Source organism: Microcystis sp. LE19-41.2A, assembly GCF_027530405.1.
Classification (GTDB): domain Bacteria; phylum Cyanobacteriota; class Cyanobacteriia; order Cyanobacteriales; family Microcystaceae; genus Microcystis; species Microcystis aeruginosa.
In genome coordinates this window covers 1-11,141 of record NZ_JAPZQJ010000436.1, presented here as the reverse complement: position 1 = coordinate 11,141, position 11,141 = coordinate 1, and the positions used below count along the sequence as shown (strand labels likewise).

General features: G+C 46.2%; 9 protein-coding genes. 5 read left to right on the top strand and 4 right to left on the bottom strand.

Annotated features, from left to right (window positions below):
- The first annotated feature begins 49 nt into the window (after nt 1–49).
- Nucleotides 50–193, top strand: a complete 144-nt coding sequence (locus O9290_RS18695; RefSeq protein ID WP_288087370.1) for a hypothetical protein — start codon at nt 50–52, stop codon at nt 191–193.
- Here O9290_RS18695 and O9290_RS18690 read toward each other — a convergent pair.
- On the bottom strand, nt 146–1,486 hold the full coding sequence (locus O9290_RS18690; RefSeq protein ID WP_288087368.1) for an AAA-like domain-containing protein: 1,341 nt from the start codon (nt 1,484–1,486) through the stop codon (nt 146–148). The genes O9290_RS18695 and O9290_RS18690 overlap by 48 nt on opposite strands.
- Nucleotides 1,487–1,927: 441 nt before the next feature.
- The gene (locus O9290_RS18685) at nt 1,928–2,470 is read right to left on the bottom strand and encodes a peroxiredoxin (protein ID WP_288057070.1); all 543 of its coding nucleotides are present in this window, start codon (nt 2,468–2,470) and stop codon (nt 1,928–1,930) included.
- A gap of 239 nt (nt 2,471–2,709) precedes the next feature.
- Between O9290_RS18685 and aroA the strand changes: the two genes are divergently transcribed.
- Together aroA and O9290_RS18675 are read left to right on the top strand one after the other, a co-directional pair.
- On the top strand, nt 2,710–4,050 hold the full coding sequence (gene aroA, locus O9290_RS18680) for a 3-phosphoshikimate 1-carboxyvinyltransferase (RefSeq protein WP_288057068.1): 1,341 nt from the start codon (nt 2,710–2,712) through the stop codon (nt 4,048–4,050).
- Between the two features lie 195 nt (nt 4,051–4,245).
- Entirely contained in the window at nt 4,246–5,961 is a 1,716-nt protein-coding gene (locus tag O9290_RS18675; protein ID WP_288057066.1) for an ABC transporter ATP-binding protein, read from the top strand.
- Nucleotides 5,962–6,182: 221 nt separating this feature from the next.
- On the opposite strand, the gene purF is transcribed toward O9290_RS18675, so the two are convergent.
- Both purF and purL read right to left on the bottom strand, forming a co-directional pair.
- Nucleotides 6,183–7,646: an amidophosphoribosyltransferase gene (purF, locus tag O9290_RS18670; protein WP_288057064.1), complete on the bottom strand. Its 1,464-nt coding sequence runs from the start codon at nt 7,644–7,646 to the stop codon at nt 6,183–6,185.
- Between the two features lie 137 nt (nt 7,647–7,783).
- Complete coding sequence (gene purL / locus O9290_RS18665) at nt 7,784–10,054, bottom strand: phosphoribosylformylglycinamidine synthase subunit PurL (RefSeq protein WP_288057062.1); 2,271 nt, start codon at nt 10,052–10,054, stop codon at nt 7,784–7,786.
- A 148-nt stretch (nt 10,055–10,202) separates the two neighbouring features.
- Between purL and O9290_RS18660 the strand changes: the two genes are divergently transcribed.
- Together O9290_RS18660 and O9290_RS18655 are read left to right on the top strand one after the other, a co-directional pair.
- Nucleotides 10,203–10,706, top strand: a complete 504-nt coding sequence (locus tag O9290_RS18660; RefSeq protein WP_288057058.1) for a DUF29 domain-containing protein — start codon at nt 10,203–10,205, stop codon at nt 10,704–10,706.
- Nucleotides 10,707–11,027: 321 nt separating this feature from the next.
- Nucleotides 11,028–11,141 (top strand): DUF2887 domain-containing protein (locus O9290_RS18655; protein ID WP_288057074.1); only part of this gene is annotated, 114 nt, incomplete at its 3' end.

The following is an 11,141-nucleotide window of genomic DNA, read 5'->3' as shown; positions in this document are numbered from 1 at the left end:
GAGTGATTGGGGGGAAAATTCAGGTACTTTTTCCCTGAAAATTAGGTAATTGACCCCCTCAAAATCGGTAAAACCCCACACCCTACACCCTACACCCCACACCCTGCCACCAGGAAAAACTTTTTCAGCAGACCCTAATTATCTACTAGAGATCGCTGCCAGTTTGTTCCTCTCGGAAGTAAAGCTGATATAATTGACAGCTAGGCTGGGCTAGGTCGCCTTTTAACTGAATTAAACCCATACTTTCCAGTTTATAGGCAGTAATCGGTTCTAATCGCGCTCCCTTATCGGAAGAATTAACCACTTCCCCCATCCCTGTCAATAATTCCGGCTGTTTTTGCAGACTATCCCAGTGATGACGCAGGTGTGCCGCATAAATTCCCCCTTGGGTAGCAGCATTAGGGAGAATATTTTTTTCCCCGCGCACCCGCGCTTCCAGGGCCAAACGGCTAAGATAGGGATGACCAGCGACTAGAGCGATTAAATCCCCGATAAAACGCTGATTATCGTCATTTTTAGGCAATCCGTAGCTACTAGCCAAGTTTTCCAGTTGTTCGAGGCTAAAACCGGGTAATTTAATCGCGCGACCGACATTAAAGGGAGATTGATTAGCGTCCAATTGAATATAGATTTCCGTGGAATTAGCAATCGCTAACCGCAAATTCTGCCAGATTTCTAAATTATTAGCTTCTTCGTGCCAACAGCGCAAAAGCGGCAAAAAATCCCTAGCGATGTCGGGATACTCGAAAATTCTGTCTAAATTATCTAGGGCCAAAAAGAGCGGCCCGTTAATCTGTTCCAAAAGATAGGACTGAAAATAGGTTTGACAACTGATTAAACTGCCAAATAGTTCCTCGTCCCAATATTCATCTAATTGAGGCTTTAAACCCAATTCTCGGCTGACATTTGCCGAAAACCAGCGACAAAATCGGTCTAAACTGGCAAACATCGCCTTTTCTGCCACTTGACAATTAATATAAACTGTGCTATGTCCCCAACTATCTGCCTGAGCGAGCAGATGTTTCAGGAGAGAAGTTTTACCAGTCTTTTCGGGGGATTTAATGCGAATAAGTGACCCCGGACGATTAATTTCTTGATAACAGTCGCTTTCGACGGGAGGGCGGCTAATATAAGTATCTATAACCGATTTTTCTGCTAGTATCGGGGCGGGTTGATTTCTCCATTCAGGATATTTGATATCTTTGAACCATTCCCGGAGGATTTGGAACTTACCCGGCCCTTTACTACCTAATTCTAGTTCGGGACAGCCATTATCTTTATCTGCCGAGAAATAGCTATAGATTTTAGTCATTTGTTTTTTATAGGTTTCATGGCTGGCGGCCTCGGCCATTTCCCAAATTTCCTCATCCGGTTTGCGCCAATTTTCGTAGGCAAAACGAACTAAAAAAATCTCCTTTAATTTGCCTTGAACACCGTATTCTCTGGCTAGATGTTTGAGAAACTCGTCCCATCCCTGTGGTTTCATCCCGTTCTACTTTATTCTACTTATATTCCCTTTTTTTCCATGTTAACCCCTTTTTCCCTCTTGGCAATGGGACTGACATCCGAGCGGAAAAACCCTATGGTAAAAATAGGTCAATTACCTGATGGTGCTTAAGGGAGTAAAACCATGAAAATCTCGTTAACCTTGTTTGTTGTGGTCTCCTTGCTGTTAGGTTCTCTTCCTCACACTTTAGCGGTTAATAGTCAAGATAACCATTTTGACCGTTCCTCTTCGCCGCTAATTTTACAAAACCGTGACTGTAAGGGTGATAAGGACGATAATTGCAATTAGTCCTGATTATCTCGGTTAAGGTTGTTAATCTATATCCCCCACCGATAACAAAATCGTGGTCGGGATTTTTTTTATCCCATCGGCTGCGGGTAGCTTTTATCAAGATAATTTCTAGATTCAAGACCAATTATCTCAAGAACTCGCCTGTAATTCCTCTAAACGTGCTAAAACTTCGGCACTGTGAATGGCAGGATTTACCCCTAAATAAATCTCTTTTAAAATCCCATCGGGATCGATAAGATAGGTATGACGCAGGGAAACATAACCCATCCAAGAACCATAGGCTTTACTAACATCTCCGGTAGTATCTGCCAGTAAGGGAAATTTTAACCCCTCCGAGTCACAAAATTCCGCATGAGAATCGACATCATCGGCACTTACCCCTAAAACTTGCGTATTTTTAGCCATATATTTCGGCAAATCCTGCTGAAAACGCCGCGCTTCTAGGGTACAGCCGGGGGTAAAATCCTTGGGATAAAAATACAAAACTACCCACTTACCCCGATAATCCGATAGGGAAATATTTCCTTCTCCCGTGTTAGTCGGTAGGCTAAAATCGGGTGCCGGTTGATTTAAAGGGGGTTGGGGGCCACCTAAAGCGTTAGCATCGGGAATAAGGGCAAAAAATGCCAGAATTACTGCAATTAAAAAACTCAACAGTTGACGACGAGACATAATCAGTTATCAGTTATCAGTTATCAGTTATCAGTTATCAGTTATCAGTTATCAGTTTCTTGGTGTGATAAGTTTAACCTAATACGGGAGCGATCGATCTTTGTGTCCTTTCCCTCGTTCCTGTCACACTGGGAAAATCAACTGTCACTCTAGCTTAATATTCTTTACATAACTTGACAAGGAAAGGGCGAGGTAAAGGGGGAAAATAGATCGAGCTTGTCTTCATCTGCCTAACGATCATGTCTATTGTCACCCTTAACCCCCTTCAATCCCATCAAGATTTAGTCATCGATCCGGGTAAAATCACGGGATTACGGGGGAAAATCACCATCCCTGGCGATAAATCTATATCCCATCGTTCCCTGATGTTGGGGGCGATCGCCGAAGGAGAAACTGTTATTCATGGGTTATTATTGGGCGAAGATCCCCGCAGTACCGCTAGTTGTTTTCGTGCCATGGGTGTGGAAATTTCCCAACTCAACAGCGAGAAAGTGATCGTCAAAGGTAGGGGTTTAGGCAATCTCGAGGAACCCTTAGAAATCCTCGACGCGGGCAATTCCGGCACGACGATCCGCTTAATGTTAGGATTATTGGCCGGTCATCGGGACCGTTTTTTTGTCGTCACCGGTGATGCTTCCCTGCGATCGCGTCCCATGTCCAGGGTGGTGAAACCCCTCAAAGAAATGGGGGCGCAAATTTGGGGCAGAAAAGCCAATTCTTTGGCTCCTTTAGCCGTTTCTGGGGAATCTCTGCAACCGATCCACTACTATTCTCCCGTCGCTTCTGCACAGGTGAAATCCTGTCTTCTCCTCGCAGGACTCTTAACGGAGGGGAAAACCACAATCACGGAACCCGCTTTATCTCGCGATCACAGTGAACGGATGCTGCGCGCTTTTGGGGCAAATATTGAGGTGGATGGGGAGACTAATAGCGTCACGGTGACGGGTTATCCCACTTTAACTGGACAAACGGTGATTGTACCGGGGGATATCAGTTCGGCGGCTTTTTGGTTGGTAGCGGGAGCAATCGTGCCTAATTCCGAGTTATTAATCGAAAATGTGGGAATAAACCCGACTAGAACCGGAGTTTTACAGGTTTTACAGGCAATGGGGGCAGATATCACCCTCGAAAATCAACGGGTGGTGACGGGGGAACCGGTGGCGGATCTGCGGGTGAAATCCAGTCAACTACAGGCAACCATGATCGCTGGTGAGATTATACCCCGTCTGATCGATGAAATTCCGATTTTGGCAGTAGCGGCGGTTTTTGCCCAAGGAACGACAATTATCAAGGATGCCGAGGAATTACGGGTGAAGGAAAGCGATCGCCTGACGGTGATGGCCACCCAACTCGATCGCCTAGGGGCAAAAGTAACGGAATTACCCGATGGTTTAGAGATTACCGGCGGTACAGGCCTATTCGGCACGGAAGTGGACAGTTTTACCGATCATCGCATTGCTATGAGTCTAGCGATCGCTGCCCTCAATTGCCGTCAACCCACCACTATCCATCACGCTGAAGCGGCCGGCATTTCCTACCCCGATTTTGTGACCACCTTACAGCAAATTTGTCAAGAGTAGAAATATTAAGTTTTTCTGCGAACGGGCGAGCGGTAACTGGTAAAATTGCAGGATAAATCATAGAGTAGTAGGCCGCCTGTGTGATAATCGAGTTCATCGATCGAAATAGCGGAAAATAGAAGCGTCCCTCATTCAAATTTCCCTGAAAAATATCTCCCTATCTACCCCACTCCCGTCTTCTCTTCCCCACCGATAATGGAAATCATCGCCCAATTAGAGAAAGTTTCCTATATTTATCCCGAATCCTCCAATCTAGTGCTTAAAAATATCTCTTTAGCAATTCATCGAGGAGAATTTTTAGGTATTATCGGGCCCACAGGTGCGGGGAAAACTACTCTCTGTTTAACTCTTAACGGTATTGTCCCCCAATTCTACGGAGGGCGTTTTTTTGGTTATGCAACGGTAGCCGGTTTAGATACTTTAACCCATCCCGTTAGCACCTTGGCCCGCTATGTGGGGGCAGTATTTGAAGATCCCGAAACGCAACTTTTAGCCACTTCGATAGAAAATGAAATCGCTTTTACCCTAGAAAATTTACGGCTACCGCGAGAGGAAATTAAAGCGCGCATTCCCAAAGTTTTAGCGGCAGTCCGGTTAGAGGGAATGGAAAAAAAATCGCCGGGGGAACTATCGGGAGGACAAAAACAACGATTAGCGATCGCCGCTGCCCTCGCAGTTCAGCCCGCTTTGTTAATTCTCGATGAACCCACCTCCCAACTGGATCCGGTGGGATCCCAGGAAGTTTTCGCCACCATTAAGGAATTAAATCGCCATCTCGGTGTCACTATTGTGATGGTCTCCCACGCGGCCGAGGAAATGGCCGAATATGCCGATCGCCTGGTACTATTAAGGGAAGGTGCGATCGAAGCCATGGGAACCCCAGCAGAGATCTACTCCCAAGTACAACGTTTACAGGAAAATGCCCTGCGTCCTCCGCAAGTGGCCACTACTTTTGCTTTGATCGAGCAGAAAATCGGGGCGGTCGAGTCCATTCCTGTCACCCTCGACCGCGGTTTTGCCCGTTTAAACGAGCTTAAATCCTTTTATCATCATAGAACCCCAACCCCTCCCTTATCGTCGGTTTCTGACCCCTTAAACCCCATACTGAGGGTAAAAAATCTCTGCCATACCTATCCCGATGGTACTACCGCTTTGCGGGATGTGTCCCTCGATATTGCCGAAGGGGAATATCTGCTGATTATCGGTCAAAATGGCGCGGGAAAAAGCACTTTAGTCAAGCATTTTCTCAATCTTCTCTCGGCGACCACCGGTCAAGTTATGATTGACGGACGTTCGATCACTAGCTTTTCTGTTAGTGATTTAGCTCGTTCGATAGGTTATGTAGCCCAAAATCCCGATAATCAGATTTTTAACACCACTGTGGAGAAAGAAGTATCATTTGCCCTGACTAATCTCGGTTATCCTCCAGAAATCGTTACCCAACGCACGGAAGCAAGTCTAGAAGCCATGGGATTGCTAGAATATCGCTCCTATCATCCTCTCTCCTTACCGAAAGGCGATCGAGCGCGGGTAGTGATTGCGGCAATTTTAGCCATGGAACCGCGTATAGTTGTTTTCGATGAACCCACCACCGGCCAAGATTACCAAGGGGCTAAGGCAATTTTAGAGGTGAGTCGTCAATTACACCAGATGGGCAAAACCGTGATTGTGATCACCCATCACCTCTATTTAATGCCAGAATACGCCGAAAGAGTAATTATTATGGGTCAAGGAACTATCCTTTTAGATGCCCCAATCCGGCAAGCTTATCATCAAACCGATCTCTTAGCCAAAACCTATCTAACTCCACCCCAAGCAGTTTTATTAGCACAAAAATTAGGACAACTTTCCGGTTATCCTAATTCTCTTTTAACTCCCCAGGAAATTGCCGATTGTTTTCAGAGGATTTAGCCTTGAGGCTATTTAGGGTTTGCGGCAAAAAGTTATTCGTGGGGACAGGGTGTGGGGTGTGGGGTGTAGGGTTTTACCGATTTTCACCTGGTCAATTACCTAATTCTCAGGGAAAAAGTCCCTGAATTTTCCCCCCGATCACTCCCATCTCTGGTACTTTTTGATTGATAAAAAGTCTAAAAGTCTTACCCAGCAAGGTTTTTAGATTTATTCAGCAACCCCTATTTAACTGTTTCTAAAATCAACTTCGATCGCTTAACATTATCGGGTACAGGAATCGGATAATCGCCATTAAAACAGGCAGTACAGAAGGTTTTCGGATCTTCCTTCGTTGCTGTTAACATCCCATCGTGACTGAGATAAGCTAAACTATCCACCCCGATTTGTGCCTGAATTTCCGCCACCGATTTAGTTGCCGCAATTAATTGCTCTTGGTTGTCCGTATCAATGCCATAAAAACAGGGATGAGTCACCGGAGGAGAAGATATTCTCATGTGAACTTCTCTTGCTCCGGCATCGCGTAAAGCTTTAACTAATTTCCGGCTAGTGGTTCCCCGCACGATCGAATCATCAACAATAATAACTCTTTTTCCCTGTAAAACATCCTTTAAAGGATTCAATTTCATCTTAATCCCCGACTCTCTCATGTGTTGGGTTGGTTGAATAAAAGTCCGTCCCACATAACGATTTTTAATCAATCCTTCCGCGTAGGGAATATCAGAAATGCGCGAAAATCCGATCGCAGCCGGAATACCCGAATCGGGAACTCCCATCACCATATCTGCTTCTACTGGCGACTCTTTGGCTAATTGTTCCCCCAAACGTACCCGATAAGTATATAAAGATTCCTCGTGGACAATGCTATCGGGACGGGCAAAATAAATCATCTCGAAAACGCATAATTTTTTCTCCGGTTTCATGGCCCAATCCACCGAAGATAAGCCATCTTCACTAATCCAAACTAATTCCCCCGGCTGCACATCCCGCAGATAATCGGCCCCGATAATATCTAATCCGCAGGTTTCCGAAGCTAAAACATAACGGGGGGGATTGCCTTCTTCTTGCAAAACCCCAATTACTAAGGGTCTGACACCATTGGGATCCCGCGCCCCGATAATTCCCGTCGGTGTGCCGATAACAAGGCTGTAAGCCCCGCTACAATAGCTAAAGGCATCGATCGCCGCTTGTATCCAATCCTTGCCACTATCCACTTCCTGGCCGATAGCGACGGCGATCATTTCCGAGTCGGTGGTGGTGACGAGATCACAACCGCGCTTTTCCAATACATTTCTTAACTCAAAAGTATTGACTAAATTGCCATTATGTGCTAGGGAAAGTTTACCTAAACGGGTTTCGATCACAGCAGGTTGGGCATTGGCCCGACGGCTAGAACCGGTGGTAGAGTAACGAGTATGACCGACGGCGTGAGTACCGGGCAAGGTTTTAAGGACAGTTTCGCTAAAAACTTGGGAAACTAAGCCCATTTCTTTGTAACAATGCACCGTTTCCCCGTCGTAGGTGGCAATACCTGCCGATTCCTGTCCTCGGTGTTGCAGGGCATAGAGTCCAAAATAGGTCAGTTTTGCTACTTCTTCCTCGGGGGCATAGAGTCCAAAAACTCCACAGGCTTCTTCAGGCTTATCGACACTGGCAAAAGATACAGATGAGTCGGGATGGCTAGACATGGGAGGGTTGGGGCTGCAGAATACTTTGGTAACAAAATCTTAACCGATCTTAATCTTCTTTTAACGATTTATTTATCAGCTATCAGCCTTTATTTACCGATATAATCGGCCATCTTATCTAGCTGACGGCCTCAAGATTACAGCCTTCTTTCGATCGCTTTTGACCAAACTTGCTGTATAGTTTCTAGACTAACATCGATCGCCGGTTGTTTATTCTGGTCAAGAATTAAAAGATTATCGCTTTTTTCGCTAACTTTGCCGGTTATTTGCCAATAGTCTCCCAATTGTGTCTTTAGATATTTTTCCCAATCTTGCTGATTTTCGGGGGAAACGGAGACGATAATGCAACTAGCTAATTCCCCGAATAACACCGCATCAAAACGGCCCTGATGCTGCCAAGAAAGGTCAATTTCCGCCCCTAATTGGCCACTAATACAGCATTCTGCCAGAGCAGTGGCTAAACCTCCCTCCGCGCAATCGTGGGCAGATTTCACCCAACCGGCGCGAATTCCCCGACGACAGGCCGCTTGTACCTTTCTTTCTAACTCAAAATCAATTACTGGCGGTTTTCCCGTCACCAAACCGTGAATAACGGCTAAATATTCGGAAGCGCCGATAGTTGGCAGGGAGAAACCCAAAATATAGATTAAATCGCCCGCTTTTTGCCAACCTTGGCCGCAAATTTGCCCGATATCCGGCACTAATCCCACCATACCAATCACGGGAGTCGGATAAATAGACTGGGGGCTGCCAGCTGCGTCAACGGTTTCGTTGTACAAAGAGACATTACCCCCAGTCACTGGTGTATTCATTTCCCGACAAGCTTCGGCAATACCCTGACAAGCAGTGGCTAATTGCCAATAACCGATTGAATTCTCTGGACTTCCGAAATTGAGATTATCCGTGACAGCAATGGGGTCGGCCCCAACACAGCTAAGGTTTCTGGCCGCTTCCGCCACGGCCAACTTAGCTCCGTTATAGGGATCAAGATAAACGTATCGCGGATTACAATCTGTAGTCGCCGCTACACCTCGCCGAGAATTGGCGGGATTAGCACCCAGAGGACGCACGCGAATCACGGCGGCATCGGCTCCTCCTGGAAGAATAACGGTGTTATTCTGGACTTGATGGTCATATTGACGATAAACCCAGCGTTTTGAGGCAATCGAGGGACTATCAAGCAGTTTTAATAAAATCTCGTTATAGGATTCGGGAATAGGAATCGTGCTATCTTGCCATAATTGAGCTTTTTGGGCGTATTCTGGCGGTTCTGCCAGTAATTCCCGATGATAAATCGGAGTATTATCCGCTAGGGCCGTGGCAGGAATTTCGGCGGCAATTTCCCCTTTAAATAATATACGGACGATCGGTTCTGCAATTACCTGGCCGGCGACCACAGCCTGAAGTCCCCAACGATGGAAAATCTCGATTAATTCGCCTTCTCGTCCCGATGCTGCCACAAATAACATTCTTTCTTGGGATTCCGACAGCAGATATTCGTAGGGAACCATCCCGGTTTCCCGGACGGGGATTTTATCGAGGTCTAATTCAATTCCCACCCCTCCCTTGGCCGCCATCTCGGAAGTAGAACAGGTGATCCCCGCAGCCCCCATGTCCTGGGCCGCCACCACCGCGCCGGTCTTAAATGCCTCTAAACAAGCTTCTATCAGGGATTTTTCCAGAAAAGGGTCGCCCACTTGCACCGCGGGCCGGTCATCCATAGATTTATCGGTTAATTCGGCGCTGGCAAAACTCGCCCCTCCCATACCGTCGCGGCCGGTGGTAGAACCAACGTATAAAACCGGATTTCCCAGGCCTTTTGCCCCAGATTTGACGATTTCCTCGGTTTCCATTAGCCCTAAAGCCATGGCATTAACGAGGGGATTGCCATTGTAGGCATTATCGAAGTATATCTCACCGCCCACCGTGGCAACGCCGACACTATTGCCATAATGACTTATCCCTTCCACGACTCCGGCAAAAATGCGACGATTGCGGGCATCTTCCAAGTTACCAAAACGGAGGGAGTTGAGGATAGCAATGGGCCGGGCCCCCATGGTAAAAATATCCCGCAGGATGCCTCCGACTCCGGTAGCGGCACCTTGTACGGGTTCCACCGCAGAAGGATGATTATGGGACTCGATTTTAAAGGCTAATCGCAATCCATCGCCTAAATCCACTACTCCGGCATTTTCCCCCGGACCGACGAGAATTTTTTCGCCGGTGGTGGGGAATTGTTTAAGCAGCGGCCGGGAGTTTTTATAACAGCAGTGTTCCGACCACATCACGCCAAACATTCCTAATTCGGCTTTGTTGGGGTGTCTTCCCAGTCTTTTGACTATTTCTTCGTATTCTTCGGGTTTGATGCCTTCTGAGGCAATTTCTGCGGCAGTGAAGGGGGTAGTCATGGGACAATGCGATCGAGGGACAAGATTTATTGTATAACGTCTGTTGAGATCGAGTTACACTGCTTAGTAAAGGACAAAAAAGTTAAAAGGGTTTGCGCTAGTAAAGTTAAGCTAAAGACATAGTTTTATCATCAGTTGGAACGAAACTATGGCAGTAGAAACAGCTTTATCAATGAAAGCCTTATACGATCAGGATTTTGTTCTCTGGGCTTCAAAAACCGCCGAACTTTTAAAGCTAAAAAAGTTTGATGAGGTGGACTGGGAAAATCTGATTGAGGAAGTGGAGTGCATGGGGAAAAGTGACAGACGGGCTGTAGAGAGTTTATTAACCCAGCTTATCGAACACCTGTTTAAGTTAGCTTATCACAAATCGGAACGGGAGCGAGAACGAAACGTCTGTCACTGGATAGGAGAAATCGCCAGTTTCCGAACTCAACTAGGAGAGTGGCTAGAAACTACTACTCTCACCAACCACGCGCGGGATTATTTTCAAAAAGCCTACTCGAACGCTCGAAAAACCCTAATACAAGCGAAAGCAGTCACTCGCGACGCGATTCCTCTAGAGCCTCCTTTCTCCCTCGAACAGGTATTAGATGGGGAATGGTTCCCGATTGATATCGATCATTACTTCGACGATTTTCCTTTTACTTAGACCCATGTTATCCTGATAATATTGGCTTTCAAAACTGAAATATGGATGCCCTGATTCAAGAACTAGAAATCGCCAATTAAACTGCGTCAATGGCAACCGGCAACTGTTGAACAGGTGCGACGTTATCTTGTCGAGATTATCGAATTAGCAGACCAAGATGGGTTAGAACTTCTCCGTTCTAGATTGGTTGAGCAGGAGGTATTGGATATAATTGAGGAACCCGAAACCCGGTGAAGTTTCGTTGAGGTAGCCTTTTAAAATTAAAAAACAAAAAACAAAAAACTTCTGCTAAACTAGAGGCCTCTTTTTGAGTTTAATTGCGTGAAAACTGACAGTATTTTCTATCAACTATTACAAAGATTTCCCGCTTGTTTCTTTGATTTGTTGAACCTTCCCCCCGAAACCGCCAATTCTTATCAATTCTCCTCGGTGGAA